Origin of the sequence: Paraglaciecola sp. T6c (assembly GCF_000014225.1) — a bacterium.
GTDB lineage: Bacteria > Pseudomonadota > Gammaproteobacteria > Enterobacterales > Alteromonadaceae > Paraglaciecola > Paraglaciecola atlantica_A.
Genome location: NC_008228.1, coordinates 3,010,369 through 3,034,629 on the forward strand (window position 1 = coordinate 3,010,369; position 24,261 = coordinate 3,034,629).

Annotated in this window: 25 protein-coding genes; 12 read left to right on the forward strand and 13 right to left on the reverse strand. The window is 44.3% G+C overall.

Features of this window, described 5'->3' with window-relative positions; all coding sequences use genetic code 11:
- Positions 1-55: 55 nt before the first annotated feature.
- Both bamC and dapA read right to left on the reverse strand, forming a co-directional pair.
- Positions 56-1,162 carry an outer membrane protein assembly factor BamC gene (bamC, locus tag PATL_RS12670; RefSeq protein WP_011575264.1) on the reverse strand — a complete coding sequence of 369 codons (1,107 nt, stop codon included), beginning with the start codon at positions 1,160-1,162 and terminating at the stop codon, positions 56-58.
- A 9-nt stretch (positions 1,163-1,171) separates the two neighbouring features.
- A complete protein-coding gene (gene dapA / locus PATL_RS12675; RefSeq protein ID WP_011575265.1) occupies positions 1,172-2,053 on the reverse strand; it encodes a 4-hydroxy-tetrahydrodipicolinate synthase in 882 nt (293 codons plus the stop codon).
- Between the two features lie 161 nt (positions 2,054-2,214).
- On the opposite strand from dapA, the gene PATL_RS12680 reads away from it, so the two are divergent.
- Positions 2,215-2,742 (forward strand): glycine cleavage system protein R, encoded by a 528-nt coding sequence (locus PATL_RS12680; RefSeq protein ID WP_011575266.1) that lies wholly within the window; start codon positions 2,215-2,217, stop codon positions 2,740-2,742.
- A gap of 56 nt (positions 2,743-2,798) precedes the next feature.
- Positions 2,799-3,263, forward strand: a complete 465-nt coding sequence (gene bcp / locus PATL_RS12685; protein WP_011575267.1) for a thioredoxin-dependent thiol peroxidase — start codon at positions 2,799-2,801, stop codon at positions 3,261-3,263.
- Between the two features lie 65 nt (positions 3,264-3,328).
- Here the strand turns inward: bcp and PATL_RS12690 are convergent, their stop codons facing one another.
- Positions 3,329-4,399, reverse strand: coding sequence for an AI-2E family transporter (locus tag PATL_RS12690; RefSeq protein ID WP_011575268.1), 1,071 nt, complete (start codon positions 4,397-4,399; stop codon positions 3,329-3,331).
- A 337-nt stretch (positions 4,400-4,736) separates the two neighbouring features.
- Between PATL_RS12690 and PATL_RS12695 the strand changes: the two genes are divergently transcribed.
- Positions 4,737-6,203 carry a beta-barrel assembly-enhancing protease gene (locus tag PATL_RS12695; protein ID WP_011575269.1) on the forward strand — a complete coding sequence of 489 codons (1,467 nt, stop codon included), beginning with the start codon at positions 4,737-4,739 and terminating at the stop codon, positions 6,201-6,203.
- Here the strand turns inward: PATL_RS12695 and PATL_RS12700 are convergent.
- Positions 6,189-6,659, reverse strand: coding sequence for a TlpA family protein disulfide reductase (locus PATL_RS12700; RefSeq protein ID WP_011575270.1), 471 nt, complete (start codon positions 6,657-6,659; stop codon positions 6,189-6,191). The genes PATL_RS12695 and PATL_RS12700 overlap by 15 nt on opposite strands.
- Positions 6,660-6,737: 78 nt before the next feature.
- Here PATL_RS12700 and arsC point away from each other — a divergent pair, with 78 nt between their 5' ends.
- The 3 genes from arsC to PATL_RS12715 are packed head-to-tail and all read left to right on the forward strand — an operon-like array spanning position 6,738 to position 8,152.
- Positions 6,738-7,109, forward strand: a complete 372-nt coding sequence (gene arsC, locus PATL_RS12705) for an arsenate reductase (glutaredoxin) (RefSeq protein ID WP_011575271.1) — start codon at positions 6,738-6,740, stop codon at positions 7,107-7,109.
- Positions 7,106-7,702, forward strand: a complete 597-nt coding sequence (wrbA, locus tag PATL_RS12710; RefSeq protein WP_011575272.1) for an NAD(P)H:quinone oxidoreductase — start codon at positions 7,106-7,108, stop codon at positions 7,700-7,702. Before arsC ends, wrbA begins: the two co-directional genes overlap by 4 nt.
- Positions 7,703-7,723: 21 nt before the next feature.
- A complete protein-coding gene (locus PATL_RS12715; RefSeq protein WP_011575273.1) occupies positions 7,724-8,152 on the forward strand; it encodes a DUF2069 domain-containing protein in 429 nt (142 codons plus the stop codon).
- Here PATL_RS12715 and hda read toward each other — a convergent pair.
- Together hda and PATL_RS12725 are read right to left on the reverse strand one after the other, a co-directional pair.
- A complete protein-coding gene (gene hda / locus PATL_RS12720; RefSeq protein ID WP_011575274.1) occupies positions 8,149-8,862 on the reverse strand; it encodes a DnaA regulatory inactivator Hda in 714 nt (237 codons plus the stop codon). The genes PATL_RS12715 and hda overlap by 4 nt on opposite strands.
- Positions 8,862-9,974 (reverse strand): DUF2066 domain-containing protein, encoded by a 1,113-nt coding sequence (locus PATL_RS12725; protein WP_011575275.1) that lies wholly within the window; start codon positions 9,972-9,974, stop codon positions 8,862-8,864. Before PATL_RS12725 ends, hda begins: the two co-directional genes overlap by 1 nt.
- Before the next feature lie 186 nt (positions 9,975-10,160).
- Here PATL_RS12725 and purM point away from each other — a divergent pair, with 186 nt between their 5' ends.
- The 4 genes from purM to fadE all read left to right on the forward strand — a co-directional run bounded on the left by purM (position 10,161) and on the right by fadE (position 15,208).
- Entirely contained in the window at positions 10,161-11,198 is a 1,038-nt protein-coding gene (purM, locus tag PATL_RS12730) for a phosphoribosylformylglycinamidine cyclo-ligase (RefSeq protein ID WP_011575276.1), read from the forward strand.
- Positions 11,198-11,854, forward strand: a complete 657-nt coding sequence (gene purN / locus PATL_RS12735; RefSeq protein WP_011575277.1) for a phosphoribosylglycinamide formyltransferase — start codon at positions 11,198-11,200, stop codon at positions 11,852-11,854. The genes purM and purN overlap by 1 nt, the downstream gene beginning before the upstream one ends.
- Positions 11,814-12,539, forward strand: coding sequence for a DUF3108 domain-containing protein (locus tag PATL_RS12740; RefSeq protein ID WP_041713821.1), 726 nt, complete (start codon positions 11,814-11,816; stop codon positions 12,537-12,539). The genes purN and PATL_RS12740 overlap by 41 nt, the downstream gene beginning before the upstream one ends.
- A gap of 203 nt (positions 12,540-12,742) precedes the next feature.
- Positions 12,743-15,208, forward strand: coding sequence for an acyl-CoA dehydrogenase FadE (gene fadE, locus PATL_RS12745; RefSeq protein ID WP_011575279.1), 2,466 nt, complete (start codon positions 12,743-12,745; stop codon positions 15,206-15,208).
- A gap of 202 nt (positions 15,209-15,410) precedes the next feature.
- Here the strand turns inward: fadE and PATL_RS12750 are convergent, their stop codons facing one another.
- The 7 genes from PATL_RS12750 to thrS form a co-directional block, all read right to left on the reverse strand.
- Complete coding sequence (locus tag PATL_RS12750; RefSeq protein WP_006991121.1) at positions 15,411-15,707, reverse strand: integration host factor subunit alpha; 297 nt, start codon at positions 15,705-15,707, stop codon at positions 15,411-15,413.
- Positions 15,708-15,712: 5 nt separating this feature from the next.
- On the reverse strand, positions 15,713-18,100 hold the full coding sequence (gene pheT / locus PATL_RS12755) for a phenylalanine--tRNA ligase subunit beta (RefSeq protein ID WP_011575280.1): 2,388 nt from the start codon (positions 18,098-18,100) through the stop codon (positions 15,713-15,715).
- Positions 18,101-18,112: 12 nt separating this feature from the next.
- On the reverse strand, positions 18,113-19,093 hold the full coding sequence (gene pheS, locus PATL_RS12760) for a phenylalanine--tRNA ligase subunit alpha (RefSeq protein ID WP_011575281.1): 981 nt from the start codon (positions 19,091-19,093) through the stop codon (positions 18,113-18,115).
- Between the two features lie 297 nt (positions 19,094-19,390).
- On the reverse strand, positions 19,391-19,747 hold the full coding sequence (rplT, locus tag PATL_RS12765; protein ID WP_006991118.1) for a 50S ribosomal protein L20: 357 nt from the start codon (positions 19,745-19,747) through the stop codon (positions 19,391-19,393).
- A 15-nt stretch (positions 19,748-19,762) separates the two neighbouring features.
- Positions 19,763-19,960, reverse strand: coding sequence for a 50S ribosomal protein L35 (gene rpmI, locus PATL_RS12770; RefSeq protein WP_006991117.1), 198 nt, complete (start codon positions 19,958-19,960; stop codon positions 19,763-19,765).
- Between the two features lie 117 nt (positions 19,961-20,077).
- Positions 20,078-20,605: a translation initiation factor IF-3 gene (gene infC / locus PATL_RS12775; protein WP_081429939.1), complete on the reverse strand. Its 528-nt coding sequence runs from the start codon at positions 20,603-20,605 to the stop codon at positions 20,078-20,080.
- A gap of 35 nt (positions 20,606-20,640) precedes the next feature.
- The gene (gene thrS, locus PATL_RS12780) at positions 20,641-22,557 is read right to left on the reverse strand and encodes a threonine--tRNA ligase (RefSeq protein ID WP_011575282.1); all 1,917 of its coding nucleotides are present in this window, start codon (positions 22,555-22,557) and stop codon (positions 20,641-20,643) included.
- A 190-nt stretch (positions 22,558-22,747) separates the two neighbouring features.
- Here thrS and PATL_RS12785 point away from each other — a divergent pair, with 190 nt between their 5' ends.
- Positions 22,748-23,368 carry an START domain-containing protein gene (locus PATL_RS12785; protein ID WP_157043410.1) on the forward strand — a complete coding sequence of 207 codons (621 nt, stop codon included), beginning with the start codon at positions 22,748-22,750 and terminating at the stop codon, positions 23,366-23,368.
- Between the two features lie 128 nt (positions 23,369-23,496).
- Complete coding sequence (locus PATL_RS12790) at positions 23,497-24,240, forward strand: pteridine reductase (protein ID WP_011575284.1); 744 nt, start codon at positions 23,497-23,499, stop codon at positions 24,238-24,240.
- Positions 24,241-24,261: the final 21 nt, after the last annotated feature.

Below are 24,261 nucleotides of genomic sequence, written 5' to 3' on the forward strand. Positions count from 1 at the left end.
TGCCTAAAAACGAAAAAGCACCCTTGCGGTGCTCTTTCAATCGATACGGATTACATTAAATGTCTAAATTATCGTCAGCCATTACTCGGGCAAACACATCATACAGACCAGATAACTTATCTTTAGTAAATGGCGTGCTCTCGTTATCAAGCACAGTTAACGAGGTATGCTCACCCGCGTCTTCTACTCTAAAACGATACTCTTGCTTTTCAAGCGGTAAAGCATTTTCGTCGTTAGACCAAACTGAATCCCACCAACCACTCTCGGTACCGTTGTACTTAACAAACAATAAACCATTAGATTTGTCGTAATCTTTCACGTCAAAACCAAGTTTACGCAACACCAATAGCACGCGCGGCCATGCTGTGTCGTAGTTACTGTCAATAATAAACGCAGGTGCATCTTCGCCATCTTGGCCAATTGTAATTTGCATACCACGGCGAATTTCCCGTAGGCGCTTAGCATCAGCCACTCGAATTTGGTATTCGTAGTGACCAATCACTTTATTCAAGATGTCGACTTCTTTAGCGCGGGAATCTACATCAGATTTTTCAGCAACAACCGCTTCCCCCTGACGCTCTTTATAATCCACTAGGTGCGCGTTCAATGTCGCCGTACGTCCGTGGGGTTTCATTTCTAAATCAAATTCAAAGCGTTGGCTGGTGTCACGCTCAACAGATGACCAGCTATACCAATGATCATCTAAAATCTCTTTGGCCACGACCCAATCGGTAACGAGGCGCTGTTTGTCTTTATCGAACGATTCAATGCCAATGCCCTGCTCTTCTAGATAACTCAGCAGAGAATTCCAAATAGTGGTGTCTAGCGGTTGACTATCGTCGACTTGGTCGAAAAACACCTTAGCATCTTTACTGCCATCATCAACATGAGACCCAGTGACTAAAGGCAACACCAACGCGGGTGAAACGACCTTGAGCTTTTTGCCAATAAAATTGCGCGGCGCATCAGCATCCAAAGCAGGAAGCTTATAAGCCTGACTAAAATTAGGACGGTCAACATCGGCTGGTACTTGAATATCATGACCTGGCTGTTGCTTAGTATATTCAAAATTACCGCTGGCGATTTGTCGCTCTTCTAATGAACTACACGCGCTTAAAACACTAACCGCGATAGCTGTGCCAATGAAAAACTTAGTTGTCATGCAATCTCCTTAAGATAATACGCCCGAATTGCGCATGACTTGTTCGATATGATTTTGGCTATCAAGTTCCGATTCAATTAACGGTAAACGCAAAAATGCAGATTGAATGAGCCCCATTTTGTATAAAGCCCACTTAGGCAATACTGGATTTGGTTCAATAAATAGAGCGCTGTGAAGCTCGGCTATTTGCTGATCGATTTCTTTGGCTTTGGAGTAATTACCGGCAAGCGCCGCTTCACACATCTGAGACATTTGCTTAGGTACAACATTCGCCGTCACTGAAATAACGCCGTGCCCCCCTGCCGTTAAAAACTCACATCCTGTAGCATCGTCGCCACTTAAGAATACAAAGTCTTTATCTACTAAAGGTTGCATTTGTTTTAAACGGGCAATATCACCGGTGGCATCTTTAAGGCCAACAATTTTAGGGTGTGTTGCGAGTTCCGCCACTGTGTCAGGCAGCATATCTGCAACCGTACGCCCAGGTACGTTGTACAACAGAACCGGCAAATCAGTCGCATCTGCAACCGCGTTGAAGTGCGCCACCATGCCTTTTTGTTGCGGCTTGTTGTAATAAGGCACAACACTAAGGAAACCATCAATCCCAGTACCAGCCATTTGCTCGCTTAAAAATATCGCTTCAGCGGTAGAGTTGGCTCCACTTCCAGCGATTACCGGTATCTTCTTATCAGCGAACTCGACCATGCGCTTGACCACTTCAATGTGCTCATCAAAGGGTAACGTGGCAGACTCGCCCGTGGTGCCTACAGCAATTAAGCCATGACTGCCATTAGCAATATGAAAATCAACCAACTTCTTTAACGACGGATAATCTATCTCGCCTGATTGGTACATGGGGGTGATTAATGCAACGTAACTACCAGTAAACATGCCTACTCCAGAAAAAATTCGCGCCTAATGGTAAAGAGCCTGTGGGGTAAAAACAAGTAATGAATGCGCAGAATGCAAAACCAATCTTGAAACTGGAAATACTAGGGGTAATTCAGGTATGTTAGTAGTGTCAAAATTCACGAAGTAAGCTTAATACGTTAATGAAACAACAATTAATCATCACCATTCTAGGTGCCAACAAAGTCACCATGCTCAGCACAATCACTGATGTGGTTAGTGAGACTAATTGCAACATTCTGGATAGTCGGCAAGCGGTTTACGGTCAGGATTTTTCACTTACCATGATTGTAGAAGGCACCCAGAGCGCTATTGCACGTGTTGAGGTAGCTATACCTCTCGCTTGTCAGCAGCTTGATTTGCTATCCATGATGAAACGAACCAAACGCCATGCTAAACAAAATCTAGAGCACCTTGCAGACGTGACCTTCTCAGGTGTTGATGCAGTAGGTGTTATTAAAGAAGTGACGCAATTTTTCTCCACGTTTTGCGTAACCGTCAGTGCTCTGCGTTTAAAGACACTGCAAACATCTCCAGATGAACCAGATGAAGTGAAATGCAAAATGGTCGTCAGTATGCCTCACGATATTGACATAGCGGATTTCGAGAAGAAGTTTGAAGTGTTACTGCAACATCTAGATTTACACGGCGCTATTAAGCAAAATCACTGAATTTTTCATTCATCACATTTCCACAATTTTTTTACATCCATATTAAGGACATTTTTATGAATAGACTGACAGCGGGTGCACCAGCACCTAAATTCTCCTTGCCCAATGAGCACGGCGAAACCGTGAACCTATCGGACTTTAGCGGTAAAAAGGTATTGGTGTATTTCTACCCCAAAGCCATGACGCCAGGCTGCACTGTACAAGCTCAAAATCTTCGTGATAGCAAAAGCGAACTAGATAAGCTAAATGTAGTTGTGCTTGGCGTCAGCCCAGACGCGGTCAAGCGCCTGCCTAAATTCATTGAAAAAGAGCAGCTTAATTTCAGCCTGTTGTCTGATGAAGATCATGCTGTTGCGGAGGCCTTTGGCGTTTGGGGCTTAAAGAAGTTTATGGGCAAGGAATATGACGGTATTCACCGCATCAGCTTTCTAATTAACGAACAAGGCGTGATTGAACACGTGTTTGATAAGTTTAAAACCAAAGACCACCATCAGGTCGTACTTGATTATTTAAATCAATAAGATAGCACCGTGATGCTTGCTTACCCTGAAGCCATATTCAGGACAGGCAAGCATCGTCCAAAAGCTTAAATAGCGGGAGGAAGCTCCTGCAAAGGCCCTTTCCAAGCATTAATCACCGCTTTTACCAGCGTCGCCAGTGGGATGGCAAAAAACACGCCCCAGAAGCCCCATAAACCGCCAAAAAATAACACTGCGATAATGATGTACACCGGATGTAAGCTTACCGCTTCAGAAAATAGCACCGGCACAAGCACGTTTCCATCGAGTGCCTGAATCACCCCATAAGCAATCATTAACCACCAAAAATCCGGTGTTATTCCCCACTGAAATAAGGCCACTACCGCCACAGGAATTGTCACCACGGCAGCACCGATATAAGGTATCAATACTGAAAAGCCCACCAACACGCCAAGCAGCAAGGCATAGCGTAAATCCATCAAGGCGAAGGTTACGGCTGATATCGTGCCCACTATAATAATTTCGATGACTTTACCACGAATGTAGTTGGCAATTTGGGTATTCATCTCGCTACCTACTTGCTTTATAAGACGGCGCTGAGACGGTAAAAGCGGCGACAAATTGTCTAGCAGCTGATCTTTGTCCTTGAGCATGAAAAACACCATTAATGGCACCAACACAAGGTAAATTAACAAAGACGCTAAACTCCCAAGGGAACTAACAGAAGCTGAAAGAAGTTGTTCCCCCAAACTAACAATACGTTCATTCACGCCATCAAGCATGTCTTGCACATCCCCCAAATGCACAAAATCGGGGTACTGCTCAGGTAACTGCAATAACCATACTTGTGCGTGCCCCCAGATTTGCGGCATTTCGCGAATGAGATTAATGCTTTGCTGTGATACCACAGGCACAATGCCGATAAAGGTCAAAATACATAATGTCAAAAAGCCAAAGATAACCACACTACAAGCAAAGCCTCTACGCATACCTGAGCGCGACAACTGACTTACAGGCCAATCCAATAAATAGGCAATGACAGCGGCTACTAATACTGGCATTAAAATGGTGCCTAACAATGCCAACAGCACAGACACAGCAATTAGCATTATCAGCAACATAACGGAATCAGGATCAGAGAATTTGCGCTTATACCATCTTTCGAACACACTTATCATATAACTGTTATACCTCTTAAAAACGCGGTTAAAATTGCTTTGACCCGATGTAGATCACATCATAAAAACGCTATTCGTTAAATGTGTGCCGTGCAAAAATCGATTAGCGCAGCATAATATAGTGTGCCACTAAAGAAAGATAAGATTTTAGCAAAGTCGTAGTGGCTTTTTTGGCCCTCTGTATTAAATAACGTTTGGGGGGTGTCGCTTAGTGCCAATAAAACACTTGAAGTTAGAGCCATTCAACGCAATATTAACGGTTATCATCAGTTTTTCGGAACTAAATCAGGCTATTGCCTTTCTTATTAACGAAGTTGTAATTGATTAAATAGGTGAAATGATTAAAACATCCCCAATTTACAAAAAAGCATTGCTTAGTTTGGCTGTATCGCTTGGTATTATGACGAGCGCTACCGGCTTTGCTGCTAACCAAAAGAATGCTTTGCCCGAAATAGGTGTCGTTGCTTCAAGTGCCATTAGCTTGGACAAAGAGATGCAAATTGGTGATGTGTTGATGCGTCAACTGCGAGGTCAGGCCCCTATTATTAATGACCCTCTCCTTGATGAATATATTCAAGATTTGGGTAACCGCTTGGTTGCCCAAGCCGATAATGTTAAATTTCCGTTTGAGTTTTTCCTACTTAATAATGCCGATATTAACGCGTTTGCTTTTTTCGGCGGTCACGTAGGTGTGCACACAGGTTTGATTTTTAATGCGCGAAACGAGAGTGAACTAGCCTCAGTACTCGCCCACGAGGTCAGCCACGTTACCCAGCGGCACATCGCCAGAAGTATCGCCGCACAACAAAAATCGTCACCTTTACAGTTAGCGTCGGCCTTAGGAGGTATTTTACTTGCTCTAGCCAACCCAGAAGCGGGTATTGCCGCCATTAGTGCGGGCTCCGCTGCATCGGCACAATCCTCAATCAATTACACTCGCCAAAATGAAAAAGAGGCGGATAGCATAGGTATTCGCATACTCGCGCAAGCAGGTTTCGACCCAAACGCTGCCGGCGAGTTTTTCGGTACATTAGTGGAAAAATACCGCTTAAAATCTAAACCACCTGCTTTTTTGTTAACTCACCCCTTGCCTGAATCTAGGGTTGCAGACGCCCGTACACGTGCTGCAAGTTATCGCACAGCAAGAGTGGCCCCAAGCTTGAGCTTCCATCTTGCCAAGAGCCGTATTTTAGCGCGGTATTACGCAACGCCCGAATACAACGTCAGTTATTTTGAAACCAGTTTAGAGCGTGGTAGCTATACGTTTAAAACCGCGTCAGAGTATGGCCTAGCCTTGGCTTACTTAGCAGATAAACAGTACGATAAAGCCCGTGATCTCATCGATGGTTTGCTAAAGGATGATCCACGTAATTTGTTTTATCTCGATACCTATACAGACATTGCACTTGAGACTGGGCGTGTCCAGGATGCCATCGACAAACTCACGACCCAAGCAGTGTTAACACCCCGCAATCGCGTGATCACACTGAATTTAGCCAATGCGTTGGTTAAAAATAAGCAATATGATCGTGCTGTACGCATATTAAAAGATTACTTATTGGTCGAACCTGACAACATGCTCGCCCATCAAATATTGTCTGACGCTTATGCAGAAAGTCAGAACAAGTTGGAGATGCATCAGACCAAAGCTGAAGTCTACGCATTGGCAGCGTCCTATCCTCGCGCCATAGATGAATTACACAGTGCGTATAATTACGCAGGTGCGCAAAACATTGAAAAGCAAAGAATACGCGCCCGAATCGAGCAGTTTCGTGAGTTTCAAACGCGTTTAGAGAGTCTTTAATATTTCGATAGCGCTGTGCAAGGACGCAGCGCTTTGTTCACCTAACAATTGTTTTTTAACTTCTCCGTCAGGTCCTATAATAAAAGTAGCGGGCAAGCTGTTTGGTTTTGTCATTGGCAGCGGCTGCTCAATGCCGGCAATAACCGGGAATTCGATCGCAAATTTTTGTTTTAGCTCGGCTAACTCTTGTGGAGTGACATCATCGAAACTAATCGCAAACAATGGAGTGTCACCTTCATTTTGTTGATGAAATTTGTTGAGCTCGGGCATTTCTCGTAAACAGGGGGCGCACCAAAGTGCGAAGTAATTGACTACCACCCACTTTCCTTCGTAGTCACGCCATTGGTGTGAAAGGCCATCATCTGTCGTAAAATCAGTTCTAACCAAAGAATAGCCGTACATTCCCGCCAACAACCCGGCAATAACAAGCAGCGAAAATAGAAATTTACGTAACATTGTACAGCCTTCCCTTTTACCAATGAGAGCGAAACGATAGAATAACGATATTCATTGCAGATAACAGTAGAATTTACCATGTCGAAGCTGACCATACTACACAACCCACGTTGTTCAAAGAGCCGCCAAACGCTTCAATTATTAATTGATAGTGGCCAGCAACCCAAGGTTATCGAATACCTTAAAAATCCGCCGAGCGTAGAAGAACTACAGGCTATTTTGTTGATGCTAGGTATGTCAGATCCTCGCTCCCTAATGCGTAAAAAAGAACCTGAATACAAAGCGCTAAACATAGACAGTGACAATATATCACCTGACGAACTGCTCACGGTTATGCACGTTACCCCCAAGCTTATTGAGCGCCCAATTGTGATAAAAGGTGCGTTAGATGACCGAGAAAGCTTAGCCGCAATCGGCCGCCCGCCAGAGAATGTGCTTAAGCTACTATGAGCAAGCATATTCTCGTTTTATATTACAGCCGACACGGCGCCACCAAAGCGATGGCAAACCGAATTGCCCAAGGTGTAGAATCAAAGGGGATGCAAGCGAAGATTCGTACTGTACCTGAAATCTCTAACGGAATTGATTTCAGCCAAGCCAGCGTGCCAGATGATGGTGACCTATTTGTACAAAAAGATGACTTGAAGACGTGTGCAGGATTAGCGTTAGGCAGCCCTACCCGTTTTGGTAACATGGCCTCTGCGTTAAAATATTTTATCGATAGTACCAGCAGTCAATGGTTGTCCGGTGCGCTGGTCGATAAACCGGCGACTGTATTCACCTCAACAGGAAGTATGCACGGCGGGCAAGAGAGTACGTTGCTCAGTATGATGCTACCGCTACTACATCACGGCATGGTCATTGTAGGGTTACCTTATACTCACCCTGAACTACATAGTACCACCACAGGCGGCAGTCCTTATGGTGCAACCCATTATGCCCATGGCGATAAAGGCAGCAAACTCAGTGATGATGAACGCGCACTGTGTTTTGCTCAAGGACAGCGCTTGGCGGTTATCGCACACAAGTTAACATCTCAATAGTTATTAAAACCAGGACACCACATGACCTTAAACACCCAATTCTACAAACGCCTTGCTTTAGGCAGTTACTTTTTGTTAATTGCTTGGCTGATCGTTTGGCACTTCTTTCTCACAATAGATAAAAACACGTCAACACTGTTTACCTTATTGCTGTGGATTATCCCTATTCTGTTGCCGATACGTGGATTGCTCGCTGGCAAACCATACACATATGCATGGACTAATTTTATCGTCATGTATTATTTATTGCATGGTTTGACCGCTGTATACGCCGTAGAGGGTGAACAGATCTACGCTGCTATAGAGATATTATTGTGCGTTGGTTTGTTTACTGGCTGTAGCTTTTACGCTCGATTACGTGGAAGAGAGCTCGGCACCGGCATTAGAAAATTAAAAGAAGAATTACTGGAAGAAAAAGAAGCATTTGAAGCGCGCAAAAACAATCGTTAATTGAGATTAAGCGCCTCTTTTACAAATGGGATGGTCAGCTTTCTTTGCTGTTGTAAAGACAGCTGATCTAATTTATCTAATGTATTCATCAGCGATGGCATATCGCGCTGCCAATGATTCACCAGATACATAGCGACTTTCTCTGGCATTACCAAACCTCTTTGCCTCGCCCGCGTTAAAAGCGCCACACATCGCCCCTCATCACTTAAACTGGCTAGCGTGAAACTCACCCCCCAAGCTAAACGAGATGCTAAGTCTGCTAGTTGCAGGTTTAAAGACGTGGGCCCACCGTTAGCGCACACGACAACATGACTGCGCCCTAGCTCTTTGACTCTATTTAACAAATCAAATACCGCTATTTGCCATGTTTGTGAATCCTGCAGTGCATCTGCGTCGTCTAAACAAATGAGTTGGCTGTGCTCGAGGCCGTCAAGCACTTCAGGGGAGTATTGCTGTTTATCTTTAAAACTAAGATACACCGCACTGACATTCGCCGATTGAGCTTTGTGACATAAAGAGTAAAGAAGATGACTTTTACCTACACCGTGATCGCCACTGACAAACGTTAGCCAAGGTTGATTTTTGGTATTCAACGTTTTGTTGAGCAAGCTTTTGAGCCGGTGAACCAAGTGCAAGTTTTCGCCAACAATAAAACTATCAAATGTTTCTGTATCGCGTAAATTCACGGCTAAAGACAATTGCTTGCTCATTATAGTTTCCAGAAATACTCCAACTTTTGCTTATCCAGCTCGAAGCGATTCACAGGAGAAATTCGGTTATCTAAGCTCATTGCATCTATGAGGTTGTCTACCTCGCCTAACAAGCTTAGTTCGAACTTCGCCACTTGGCCGTTTTGACTCACTAAACTGGCTGAACTTACGACACTTAGACTATTAAAAAACGTTAATATTTCTCCGTATTGTCTAAGGCTACTTAAGTTATTTATGGTGACTATGGTCCGCATAGCAGCTGGATCGAAACGGCTAAAATCAATTGCGTATTTGTTCGCTAGGTTGTCAGCCATACCTTCGATAACCGCACTGACCACTTGCTCTTGATCTGCTCCTGAAACAGTTCCAACGCTTGTGCTTCCCGCTTCCAGTAACGTCCAATCGGCTCGCCAAGCAACATCAACACCTTGAGCACTGCCTTGCTCATCATTTTCTTCAGCATCGTTGTTTTCTAATTGGTAGATCCTGGCTGAAAGGACATTTTCCACGCCGTAACGCTTGCTTGCCTGAGCGAGTTGATGCACAAAGCCGCCCCATACATCATAGATACTGATATTTTGCATATCATCTAAATCTAATAATGGTTGAACAATCTCGACCCCTCTGCGTTTTGCCACCTTTTGCGCAGCAACAAACAATTCTTGATGACCGCCTTCAGAGACCAACTCACGACGACCGTTAGGCTCCTTAATCGCCAACCATAATATGGTTTCTGGGCGGAGCTTATCCCAAATTCGATAACCTGAATCACGTAATTGCTTATCTACTTTTTCCTGATCAAAGTTTACCGCAAGATACAAATGCTCAGGAGTTTGCTCAAACCGATAAGTGCGTAAGTAACGTTTCGCTTGCTTAAGCTGTTGCTTGATTTGAGGGTCATTCAACAAAGTCGAATTACCACTGACCTTCACAAATACATCTTGTAGACCATCGCGTATGGCCGCATTCTGCGTGGCCGTTGATTGGTCTGCAACCTCAACTTGCGCATTGTATAATCCTTCAATGACACCCGCATTAGCACTCGCTAAAAAACATAATGTCAGACAAAAAATAAGGTGCAATCGAGCTACAATAGCGACGCCTTTGAACATTTATCAACTTCACTCCAGAGTAGAAAGGCCCTATTGTCATTGATTTAAGTAGAAATTTCATCATTTGTTTCACCCTAGTTAATTTCCCCTTGGGCAAAATTGAGTAGATTATCTGTACCTTTTGCCATTCTGAACTGATAAAATCTGCGCTCATTTTTGGACCCTCACCCTCAAATAGGTAATTACGTGACCGATAATAAACCCTCCTTAAGCTATAAAGACGCAGGTGTCGACATCGATGCGGGCAATGAACTTGTCGAAAGAATCAAATCTGTAAGCAAGAAAACACATCGCCCTGAAGTCAGAGGAGGTTTAGGTGGTTTCGGCGCGCTTTGCTCACTTCCAACTAAATATAAAGAGCCGCTGCTCGTTTCAGGCACCGATGGCGTAGGTACTAAACTGCGTTTAGCCATGGATTTAGAGCAACATGATGGCATCGGCATCGACCTAGTCGCAATGTGCGTCAATGATCTAATCGTTCAAGGTGCTGAGCCGTTATTTTTCTTAGACTATTACGCTACTGGCAAGCTTGATGTTGATACCGCAGCCAAAGTGGTCACAGGTATAGGCAAGGGTTGCGAATTATCGGGTTGCGCATTAATCGGTGGCGAAACCGCTGAAATGCCAGGTATGTATCACGGTAACGATTATGACGTTGCAGGTTTCTGTGTCGGCGTTGTAGAAGCTGCCGACGTAATTGATGGAAGCCGTGTAAAAGCAGGAAATGTGTTAATTGCGCTGGGCTCTTCTGGCCCACACTCTAACGGTTACTCCTTGGTGCGTAAGATACTCGAAGTATCAGGTTGTGAGGCCAGTGAAGTATTTGATGGTAAGCCATTATCAGAGCATTTGCTCGAACCTACACGCATTTATGTAAAGTCAGTCCTTCATTTATTAGAGAGTGTACAGGTGAATGCAATTACCCATATCACTGGTGGTGGTTTTTGGGAAAACATTCCTCGTGTATTACCTCAAGGCACAAAAGCCGTTATCGACGAAAGTAGCTGGCAGTGGCCAAGTATATTCAACTGGCTGCAAGAAAATGGCAATGTAACCACACACGAAATGTACCGTACTTTTAACTGTGGCGTAGGTTTGATGATAGCGCTTGAAGCGGACAAAGCCGACGAAGCGATCGCGATCCTAAAAAGCCAAGGCGAAAATGTATGGCAAATTGGCCATATTGAAGACAGCAGTGATAACAATCAGGTTGAGATTAAATAGTGACAGTCAATACCGATATCACAAAAATCGTAGTGCTGATTTCCGGTAACGGGTCAAACTTACAAGCCTTGATTGATGATATAGCCGAGCAAAAAATAACGGCGCAAATTGTTGCCGTTATTTCCAACAAAGCCGATGCCTACGGTTTAGAGCGCGCGTCTCAGGCGAATATCCCTCATCATGTTGTAAGTCACAAAGATTACGCAACACGTGATGAATACGATGCCCAATTACACAGCACTATTGCAAGTTTTTCGCCTGATCTGGTTGTATTAGCCGGATTCATGCGCATATTAACTCCTTGGTTTGTTGAGCAATTTACGGGTAAGATGTTAAACATTCATCCATCTTTATTGCCAAAATATAAAGGTTTAGACACGCATCAACGAGCCATAGATGCTAAAGATGAAGAACACGGCGCTTCGGTACACTTTGTTACCCCCGAGCTAGACGGCGGACCGGTTGTATTGCAATCCAAAGTGCCTGTTTTTGCCGATGAAAATGCCTCACAACTTGCCTCAAGGGTGCAAGAACAAGAGCGCCAAATGTATCCATTAGTTGTCCGTTGGTTCTGCCAAAAAAGACTGCTAATGCTTAATAATAAGGCTTATTTAGATGGAAACGAGATACCAATCACGGGTTACGCAGCTGATTAGCAAACGTTGGCTAGTGGGCCTTTTATGCATAATAGGATCCGTGGCTCAAGCTACTGCTCTACCCACATTTGATGCCGAGTACACCGCATTTCGTTACGGTAAAAAGTTAGGTTATGCCTTGCTCAGCGTTGAAAATGTAGATGATGAAACCTATCGCATGGAATATCACTCGAAGGTTTCCTTGTTCTTCTTATCTGATAAGCGTACTGAAATAAGTGATTTTGCTTTTATTGACGATAAAATAGTGCCGAAAAATTATCGGTATAGTCGTACAGGCACTGGCAGCAATAAAAGTATCAAAGTTGTTTTCGATGCAGGCAAAGAAAAGATATTCATCGATAAAGAGCCTGGAATTGACTGGCAAGATCAGTTTGACAACCAGCTTTATCGGTTGGATTTGCAACAGAAGCTTGCTCAAGGTCAGAAGGAGTTTAGTTACCAAGTAATTAACTATCGCGGTCAAGAGCGGGATTACCATTTAAAAGTCATGGGGACTGAGCAGCTAACGTTGCCTTACGGTATGCTCGAAGGTATAAAAGTTGAAATTGTTCGTCATAACTCAACACGAGAGACCTTCGCATGGTTTTCACCACAGCTGAATTACCAGCTCGTACGCTTGCAACAGTTCAAAGACGATAAAGAACAAGGTGACATTCAATTAAAGACCTTTACCGCCACTCAATAGTAAAATAAAAATACAGTGACTCATTTGAGTCACTGTTGCCGTTCAATCATCCCCTGCCCTTGTTATCCATTACCCTGCTAGATAATCAACCATCAACTAAAACATTAACCAAATAGTGACAATTGGCGTAAGCTAAGACTTGATATTGTGTTGGCAAAATACTACTCTGACACTCTGGTCTGACCTCTACATCTGGAGTCTTTATGCAAACGTTATTATGGACACTTATTATTATCGCCACCCTTGGTGCGGCGAGCTACTTTAGAATGAAACTGATGAATGCCACTATCGCAGTGGCGGTTGCTATGTTGCTTGGCAGCATATTTGGCCCTGTGGGCGGAATCGCTTGGCTGGTATTTTTAATCATTGCTATTCCACTGAACGTGGACTCTTTACGTAAGAAATATCTTACAGCTCCGATTTTAGATACCTACAAAAAAATTATGCCTGAGATGTCAAGCACCGAGCGCGATGCCATCGACGCCGGTACAGTGTGGTGGGACGGTGAAATTTTCAGCGGCAACCCGAATTGGCAAGCGTTACATAGTATCCCGCAAGCACGCTTGACTGCAGAAGAACGCGAGTTTTTAGATGGTCCAGTTGCGCAAGTATGCGAAATGGTCAGTGATTGGGATATTACTCATAAAGACACAGACTTGACGCCTGAAGTATGGCAATTTCTCAAAGATAATAAGTTCTTTGCGATGATCATCAAAAAGCAATACGGTGGCCTTGAGTTCTCAGCCTATGCGCAATCCCGTGTGTTACAGAAATTGTCGGGCGTCAGTGCGGTATTATCTACCACCGTTGGTGTACCAAACTCCTTAGGTCCAGGTGAATTACTTCAGCACTATGGAACCAAAGAACAACAGGACCATTACTTGCCTCGCCTTGCAACAGGTGAAGAAATTCCCTGTTTCGCGTTAACAGGCCCAGAGGCAGGTTCAGATGCTGGCTCGCTGCCTGACAGCGGTATTGTGTGCAAAGGCGAGTGGGAAGGCAAAGAAGTCATTGGCCTGCGCTTAACATTTGATAAGCGATACATCACCCTTGCACCAGTCGCCACGGTTATCGGTCTTGCATTTAAAATGTATGACCCTGAAGGACTGGTAGGCGACAAAAAAGATATTGGTATTACATGCGCCCTACTACCACGCGATACCAAGGGGATGGAAATCGGTAATCGTCATTTCCCTCTTAACGTTCCATTTCAAAATGGTCCCATCCGCGGAAACGATATATTCGTCCCGCTTGATTACATCATTGGCGGCGTAGAAATGGCCGGTCAAGGCTGGCGTATGCTGGTTGAATGTTTATCCGTCGGTCGTTGTATTACGCTACCTTCAGCATCGGCAGGAGGGGCGAAAAGTATCGCTCTGGCTACAGGGGCCTACGCGCGTATACGCCGTCAATTTAAAATGCCTGTCGGTAAGATGGAAGGCGTAGAAGAAATGCTAGCCAGTATTGGCGGTAACGCTTATTTGATGGATGCCGTCACTAGCTTGACGACTAAAGCCGTAGATTTAGGTGAGAAACCGTCAGTTGTATCAGCGATTTGTAAATACCACTTAACCGAAAAAATGCGCCAGTTAGTTAATGACGCTATGGACGTACATGGTGGTAAAGGCGTTATGCTTGGGCCAAATAATTATTTGGGTCGAGGTTATCAAGGTGCGCCTATCGCCATCACGGTAGAAGGTGCCAATATTCTTACTCGTAATATGATGATATATGGCCAAGGCGCTATGCGTAGTCACCCTTTCGTGCTTAAAGAGCTTTATGCGGCAAGTCATGAGGACAAAGAGCAAGGCTTGAACGAGTTTGACGATGCGGTATTTGGTCACATCGGCTTCGCCATCAGTAACACATTCAGAAGTATTTGGTTCTCTCTCACAGGGGCACGCCTGGCGGGTGCACCTTTCGATGATGAAACTGCTGGCTACTATCGTTCATTGCAACGCTACAGCAGCAACTTGGCCTTGTTGTCTGATGTTTCTATGGCCGTGCTCGGCGGTGAACTGAAACGCCGTGAACGTATATCAGCCCGTTTAGGTGATGTGTTAAGCCATATCTATTTAGCCTCTGCAGTACTGAAACGCTATGATGACCAAGGCCGTTTGAAGGAAGATTTGCCTTTAGTACATTGGGCCATGCAAGACACCTTGTTCAAGCTAGAAACAGCCCTAATCGAATTGTTCGAGAACTTCCCATCGGCAGTTTTGGGCGGGATGTTAAAAGGAATCATCATGCCGTTCGGCCGTTCATACCGTCGTCCTTCGGATAAAATAGAACATAAAATTGCAGCTATTTTGCAAAGCCATAATCCCTCACGAACCCGTTTGGGCGAAGGGCAACATTTCGGTGGGAAAGATTGCTTGATGGGTGATTTAGAACAGACACTGAAAGATGTGCTTGCAAGTGAGCCCGTGTTCGACAAAGTGTGTAAGGCAGCCAAAGAGCGTTACCCTTTCACTGGTCTTGACGTTATTGCACAAAAAGGACTAGAACTAGGCGTAATCACTGAACAAGAAGCTGAATTACTTGCCCGCACGGAAGCAGGCCGCTTACGTACAATCAATGTGGATGATTTTGACCCGAAAGAGTTGATCGCCAATACACAGGCCGCCAAGCCTAAACGTCGTACAACTAAGTCTTCAGAGGCCGCTTAGTGCTCATCGCTTTAGGATGACAGCCCACTAATGAAACAAAACCGCTTCAATTGAAGCGGTTTTTTTATAGGTGGAATTTACTTAGAAATAACCTCTACCTCTATTAATCAAATGAATATCAGCTAGGGCGGGAATTTCAGGTATAAAAAATCCGCTACCTAGCATGCTAGGTAGCGGAGTAATTATTAAAACCGACTCCGTATTACTCAGTCGGTTTTGTATTCTCTACGCGGCTTTTGAGCTTTTGACCAGGTCGAAATGTGACTACGCGTCTCGCCTTAATAGGGATATCTTCACCCGTTTTAGGGTTGCGCCCTGGTCGTTCACTCTTTTGTCGTAAATCAAAGTTACCAAAACCAGATAGCTTAACTTGCTCACCTGATTCCAATGCCTCACGGACCTCTTCGAAAAATGCTTCAACAAGATCTTTGGCATCTCTCTTGTTCATGCCCAACTTTTCAAATAAATGTTCCGCCATTTCGGCTTTGGTTAACGCCATATCCGTCAATCCCTCAATGTAGCCCCAAATTGCTCTGACAGTTTAGTCAGAATACCATCGACCACGGCTTGAATTTCAGCTTCTTCAAGCGTTCTTGCCATGTCTTGTAAAGTCAATGAAATAGCCAAACTCTTAAACCCTGGCTCGATGCCTTTACCTCGATAGATGTCGAACAAGTTTAGGCCAACTAGTTGATTTGCGCCAAATTTTTGGATGCAATCTAAAATTTCACCAACGACTTTATCATCGTCTACAACGATTGCAATGTCACGTCGATTTGCAGGAAATTTCGATATTTCTTTCGCTTCAGGTAACTTTTTCTCTCCAAAAGCGGCAATTTCCAGCTCAAATACGAAAACTCGACCATTTAACCCCAGTAATTTCTCGAATTTAGGATGTACGGCACCCATCACGCCAATAAAAACATCATCACGGTAAATTGCGGCGCTTTGTCCTGGATGAAGCGCACTATGCTCTGTCGCTTCGAAACGGAATACGTCAATAGGAGCAATAAGGCTGAGCAAAGCTTCAACATCCGCTTTAGCATCGAAAAAGTCTACCGCTTTATCTGCTCGATCCCAATTGGCGTCGTGTAAATTGCCTGCTATTACACCGGAGAAAACTGTCTCTTGACGCACGCCCATCTTTTCAGATGCATCAGGAATAAAACGTAAACCTGACTCAAACAAGCGAACCCGCGCTTGTTGGCGCTTTTGGTTATAAGAAACGGCTTGCAGCAATCCTGTCCAGGCGCTTACTCGCATGGCTGACATATCAGCAGAGATTGGGTGCGGTAATACGATAGCGTCAATTTCAGGGTATAATTTACTCTGTACTTTAGGATCAACGAACGAGTACGTAATAGCTTCTTGGTAATCGCGGTTGGTCAGCGTCAGTTTGAGTTCGTTCACATCAAGCGCTTGCTCTTTTCGACCTGACATTCTTAACTCTGCGCTAGGCGCCACATTAGGAATGTTGTTATAACCGTAGACACGAGCGATCTCTTCTATCAAGTCTTCCTCAATCGCGATATCAAAACGATAAGCAGGCACTTTTACTTGCCATTGCCCGTTCGACTCATCGGCGTCTAGCCCTAAGCGCATCAAAATATCACTGACTACGCTCGCTTCGATTTCAATACCCAACACACGCGTTAAACGTGCAGCGCGGAGCACCACATCTTTAACTGGCGGGATGTATTGTTCGTCAATCGCTTCTACGATAGGGCCCGCTTCACCACCTACTATCTCAAGCAGTAAAGCCGTTGCACGTTCCATTGCTTGGCGTTGCATTTGAGGATCGACACCGCGCTCGTATCGATGTGATGCGTCAGTATGTAACCCATACTGGCGCGCTTTACCCATAATTGCGTCTGGCGCGAAAAACGCACTTTCTAAAAATATATTTTTACTATTAGAGGTAACACCAGAATCGAGTCCACCGAAGATACCTGCCATAGCAAGCGCCTTATCCTGATCCGCAATGACCAAGGTGTTATCTTTTAACGTAACCTTAGTTTCATCTAATAATACCAACTCTTCATCTTGTTTCGCCATACGCACAACGATGTCACCAGACAACATGTCGTTATCAAATGCATGCATTGGGTGGCCGAGCTCTAACAATACAAAGTTAGTTACATCCACCACAGCATCAATACTACGCACACCACTGCGACGGAGCTTTTCTTGCAGCCACAAAGGTGAAGGAGCATTTACATCAATACCTTTAATAACGCGTCCTAAATAACGTGGGCACGCTTGTGGTGCTGCAAGTGAAATACCCCTAGTGTCAGCAACACTCGCTGCCGTTTCTGGGTAAACGGGCATATCCACATTGCTTTGATTCAGCACGCCCACTTCACGAGCAAGGCCGCGCATGCCCAAGCAATCTGCGCGATTCGGTGTTAAATCAACTTCAATCGTGACATCATTCAAATCAAGATATTCGCGAATATCCTGACCTATAGGTGCGTCCGCTGGTAATTCAACAATACCATCATGGTCATCGGAAATGCCGAGCTCTGAAAAGCTACATAACATGCCGAATGAAGGCTGCCCACGTAATTTCGCTTTCTTAATTTTAAAGTTACCAGGTAATACTGCGCCGACTTTCGCCACAGCCACTTTTAAACCCTGACGGCAGTTCGGCGCACCGCATACGATATCGATTAACTCATCATCGCCAACGTTAATTTTTGTTACTTGCAGCTTATCTGCATCTGGATGTTGGCCGCATTCAACCACTTCACCCACGACTACGCCACTGAACTCACCGGCGACAGGCTCAACACCGTCTACTTCAAGGCCAGCCATAGTAATTTGATCTGCAAGCTGCTGTGTAGAGATATCAGGGTTTACCCATTCTCTTAGCCACTTTTCACTGAATTTCATACTTTCTCGCCCTTACTTAAACTGCTTTAAAAAACGAAGATCGTTTTCGAAAAATGCACGTAAATCATTCACGCCATAACGCAACATGGTGAGGCGTTCCACCCCCATTCCGAAGGCAAAGCCAGTGTAAACTTCAGGGTCAATATTCACAGCGCGCAATACATTTGGGTGCACCATGCCGCAACCGAGTACTTCTAACCACTTACCATTTTTACCCATTACATCCACTTCTGCCGAAGGCTCGGTAAACGGGAAATAAGAAGGACGAAAACGTACTTGTAAGTCCGCTTCGAAGAAGTTGTTCAAGAAATCATGAAGAATGCCTTTTAGCTGAGTAAAGCTCACATTCTTGTCTACCATCAAGCCTTCAACTTGATGGAACATAGGCGTATGCGTTTGATCGTAATCGTTACGATAAACTCTCCCCGGTGAAATGATACGCAATGGCGGTTGCTCGGCTTCCATGGTACGAATTTGTACACCTGATGTCTGCGTTCTTAACATCACATCAGGGTTGAAATAGAAAGTATCATGATCGGCACGCGCTGGATGATTGGCTGGAATGTTCAACGCATCAAAGTTGTGAAAACCATCTTCAATTTCAGGGCCGGTTTTAACACTAAAGCCTAACTCAGCAAAAAAGCTTTCAATACGATTAATGGTTCGCGTGACTGGATGCAGTCCACCCATTTCTGTCGTACGGCCAGGCAGAGATACATCGATTGATTCAGCAGCAAGCTTGCTGTTCATCTCTTGCTCACGAAGCAGTTCTCCGCGCTGATGAATAAGTTGCTGAATTTGCTGTTTAGCTTGGTTTATTTTTTGACCGGCTGCAGGGCGCTCTTCGTTAGACAGTTTTCCTAAGCCTTTGAGTAGCTCAGTCATACGGCCTTTTTTACCCATGAAGTCTACGCGAACCGCATCAAGCGTGCTGGCATCTTGGGCGACGTTGATTTGCGTTTCTGCCTCTTTGATTATGGCATCAAGATCCATAGTTTCCTCGAATTGGATTAAATATTGAGTCACTGACCATAGATCTAAAAGCATGGCTGGACATGTAAAAAGAACCCGCAATTCTACACGAAAGCAACTGTGTCAGGCTAGATGCAATTACCGGAAAGTACGGATATTAAACGCTTTTTCATTGATTTATTGTAAACAAGGAGAGTTATTACACGCAGGATCGTGAAGGTAAGTTTGATTAAACAGAGATTAAATTCCAAACAAAAAAAAACGGCGAGCATCCGGCTCGCCGTTCTTCGAAAGAACTTAAACTTAATTGTTAATTAATTAAGCTAATGCACCTTTAGCGGCATCTACTAATGCGCTAAATGCGTTTTTGTCATGTACTGCGATGTCAGCCAAAATCTTACGATCGATTTCAACAGACGCCTTCTTAAGACCGTTAATGAAACGGCTGTAAGACATACCATTTTGACGCGCCGCAGCATTGATACGAGCAATCCACAATTGACGGAATTGACGTTTCTTTTGACGACGGTCACGGTAAGCGTATTGACCAGCTTTTGTTACTGCTTGAACAGCAACGCGATAAACTCGACTACGAGCTCCGTAATAACCTTTGGCTTGCTTTAGTACCTTTTTGTGACGGGCACGTGCAACAACACCACGTTTTACTCTTGCCATATTCTAAATCCTCTCTTAAACGTAAGGTAACATGCGTTGAATCAACGCTGTGTCAGCTACATGGGCCAATTTCTTGCCACGAAGGTGACGTTTACGCTTAGAGCTCTTTTTAGTCAAAATATGACGCAAGTGAGACTGCTTGCTTTTGAAGCGACCTGAAGCGGTTTTTCTAAAACGCTTGGCGGCTCCACGGTTTGTTTTCATTTTAGGCATTGCTAAAACTCCGCATTGTTAATGACTAAACTGCTTTGCAGAAACAGTAAGTCGTAGTTACATAGTGTGTAATAAGGTGAGCTAGGGTGCAGTTCCCTGACTACTTGTAGACCTTAATTACTTCTTAATTGGGGCGAGCACCATGATCATCTGACGACCTTCAACCCGGTTAGGGAAGGATTCGCAGTTGGCAATGTCTTCTAAATCAACTTTAACGCGATTAAGTAGATCAATACCGATATCTTGATGAGCCATTTCACGGCCGCGGAAGCGGATCGTTACTTTAGCCTTATCACCACCTTCTAGAAAGCGACGCAGGTTGCGCAGTTTTACCTGGTAATCGCCTTCATCAGTGCCAGGGCGAAATTTAATCTCCTTGACCTGAATTTGCTTTTGTTTCTTCTTTTGCTCTTTCTGAGCTTTACTCTTTTCGAAGATGAATTTTCCGTAATCCATTACCTTACATACAGGCGGTTCTGCATTAGGGCTAATTTCAACCAAATCTAAATTAGATTGCTCAGCCGTCTCGAGAGCTTCAGTGATTGATACAACGCCAATCTGCTCCCCATCCTTTCCAACCAAACGAACTTCATTTACTGTAATTTCTTCGTTAATACGAGCTTTGCCCGAATCTTTAGCCTTAATGTTAGCGCCTTTAATATGTTATTCCTCCACGAAATTTACTGAATTTGTTTGCTTTTGATCTGTTCACAAGCCAATTCAATGAAAGCATCGACCGACATCTTACCAAGATCATCGCCTTTGCGTGAACGTACTGCTATTTCGCCAGCTTCAATTTCTTTATCACCAACGACAAGCAAATACGGGACACGCCTAAGCGTGTGCTCGCGGATTTTAAAGCCTATCTTCTCATTTCTCAAGTCTGACTTGGCTCTAATTCCAATTTCTTTTAGTTTTTTCACTACTTTTTGCGCATATTCGCTCTGATTATCAGTAATATTCATCACAACTGCTTGAGTAGGGGCTAACCAAAGTGGGAAGAAGCCTGAATACTCTTCAATCAAAATTCCAATAAAACGCTCAAGTGAACCTAAAATTGCACGGTGGATCATAACCGGCACTTTACGTTCACCATCTTCAGCGACATAGGTTGAACCTAAACGACCAGGCATTGAGAAGTCCAACTGGACTGTGCCACACTGCCACGCTCTATCGAGGCAATCGTGCAATGTGAATTCTATCTTGGGACCATAGAATGCACCCTCGCCCGGCAAATATTGAAAATCAATCCCCTTTGACGTGAGTGCTTCTGCCAGTTCTTTTTCTGCTTTGTCCCATACTTCATCACTGCCCACTCGTTTTTCAGGACGAGTAGAGAGTTTTACAGAGATGTTCTCGAAACCGAATATTTTGTAGATTTCATAAACTGAATCAATACATCCACCTACTTCTGCCAATATTTGGTCATCGGTACAGAATATATGTGCATCATCTTGGGTAAAACCACGCACACGCATCAAGCCATGTAACGCACCAGATGGCTCGTTACGGTGACAACAGCCAAACTCGGCCATGCGCAACGGCAAATCACGATATGATTTAAGACCTTGATTAAAGATTTGTACGTGGCCTGGGCAGTTCATCGGCTTAACCGCATATTCACGCTTTTCTGATGTGGTAGTGAACATGTTTTCAGCGTACTTATCCCAGTGACCTGATTTCTCCCATAAAGAGCGGTCCATCATCAAAGGGGCTTTGACTTCATCGTATTCGTATTCACGTAATTTGCTGCGCACGAATTTCTCAAGCTCTGTGTATATGCTCCAACCATCGTTGTGCCAAAACACCATGCCAGGCGCTTCTTCTTGCCAATGGAATAAATCCAGCGCTTTACCAATTTTGCGGTGATCGCGCTTTTCAGCTTCTTCTAAACGATTCAAGTAAGCTTTAAGTTGTTTTTTATCAGCCCAAGCGGTGCCGTAAATTCGTTGCAACATTTTATTGTCGCTATCGCCACGCCAATAGGCACCAGCCACTTTCATTAGTTTAAAGTGCTGGCAAAAACGCATGTTAGGTACGTGTGGCCCGCGGCACATGTCCACGTACTCTTCATGATGATACAAACCAGGCGTAGCATCTTTTGGAATGTTCTCGTCTAGGATCTGCAGTTTATACTCTTCACCGCGTGCTTCAAATGTGTCTCTGGCTTCTTGCCAGCTAACGACTTTCTTAACCACATCGTAATTGGTTTTCGCCAATTCAAGCATGCGCTTTTCGAGCTTGACGAGATCTTCGTCGTTAAGAGAATGCTCCATATCAATGTCATAATAAAAGCCATTGTCAATCGTAGGACCAATCGCCATTTTGACGTCAGGCCATAATTGCTTGATTGCATGACCGATTAAATGCGCGCATGAGTGACGAATAATTTCTAAGCCATCGTCGTCTTTTGCAGTAATAATTTGCAACTGTGCGTCTTGCTCTATCAGGTCACACGCATCAACACGAACGCCGTCTACTTTTCCAGCTATGGTGGCTTTGGCTAAACCAGGGCCAATATCATTTGCCACGTCTAGTACTGAAACTGCGTTATCGAATTGGCGTTGACTGCCGTCGGGAAGTGTAATTATGGGCATAATAATCCTTGTGCAGTGGTGACACCTACCAAGCGCCACATGCAAAATCTGAGTTGCGATTACATCGCGATAAAAAATAAAAAAACACCTCTAATAGGTGTTTTGTCTGCTGTTCTGTTACGATCAAAACAGAATCGGGATTATAACGAAATTTGTTCAAACTATGCAATCGTCTTTCAGGCACTCTCTATTGGTAATATTTCTAAGTGCGAGCTTTTCTGAAGTCGGTCTTGCTCACGACCTGCTAGCTCAGCCTATTCTAGATTGGGAGCTTGCCACTACAAGCAACAATGTGGCCATTTACCAACAAGACACTGACAATGGCCACATCAAGGTGCGCGGTATAGTGCATGTTCATAATAGGCCTGAAGCATTTGTAGAATTGTTAGAACAAACACAGCTAGCACCGAAGTGGATAGCCCATAATCAAGCCGTCCATTTGCTCAAGGCAAACGAGAATGTTCGCTTAGTTCACAGCAAATTCGACGCACCTTGGCCTATTAGGGACAGGGACATGGTGACTCAATCCATTACCTATGTTGAACAAGGTAATGTGTATATCGATATTGTCGATGCGAGTGAGAAACATCCAGAATTAGAGAATTTTGCGCGGATAAAAGGCGTAAGTGGTCGCTGGACACTCAATGCGCACGCCAATCGTTTCACCTATATTGAGTATCAGGGTCAAGCCAATCCCGGTGGCAATATTCCAATATGGTTAGCTAACCGTACTTTAATATCCTCCATTCGTGAAACGTTTGAAAATATAGTACAACAGCTAGATAATCCCTCTTTAGTAGCACAAGATTAACCGCCAAGCTAAATCAACAGGTGCCATTCCTGTATTTTACATGTGTAATACACCCAGCGATAATAATATTAACGGTTAAAGTAAAACCTGAGATTGAGCGCCAATAATTACAGCCACCATGGAGCATTATGTCAACCAAAGTTGCCTTTATTACCGGTAGTGCCAAGCGTATAGGTGCATCTACCGCCACCTACCTACATAACAAAGGGTTTAACATTGTGCTGCATTGCCATCACTCTGTATCCGAAGCCGAGACCTTACTATTCAATCTTAACAGTCAAAGGGAACATTCCGCGCGTTTAGTGGTTGCTAACCTGTGCGAAATCGACAACTTAGGTTTACTAGCAGAGCAAGTGGTTGGCGCTTTTGGGCGCTTAGATGTGCTAGTCAATAATGCGTCTTCGTTTTACCCTACGCCCGTGGGTGATATCACGCAAAGCCACTGGCATGATTTATTTGGCAGTAATGTACAAGCGCCGTTGTTTTTAGCACAGCATCTAGCTGGGAATTTGACCGTTAATAAAGGAGTCATTATTAACATGGTTGATATTCATGCCGATAGGCCACTTCAACAGCACACTGTTTATAGCATGGCAAAGTCAGCACTGGTCACTATGACCAAGTCATTGGCCATTGAGTTAGCACCGGACATACGCGTTAACGCTGTTGCCCCTGGCGCAATTCTATGGCCCGAACAAGCGCTATCTGATGCTGACAAAAAACAGGTGTTGCAACAGATCCCTGCTAAAACCTTAGGCACACCAGAAGATATTGCTCAGGCTATCCATTATTTATGTGAAGCCAAATATGTGACAGGCCAGATCATTGCCGTGGATGGTGGGCGCAGTGTCGTGTCGAGCCATAAAGTTTGACCTAAAAAGATGACTTGGTGT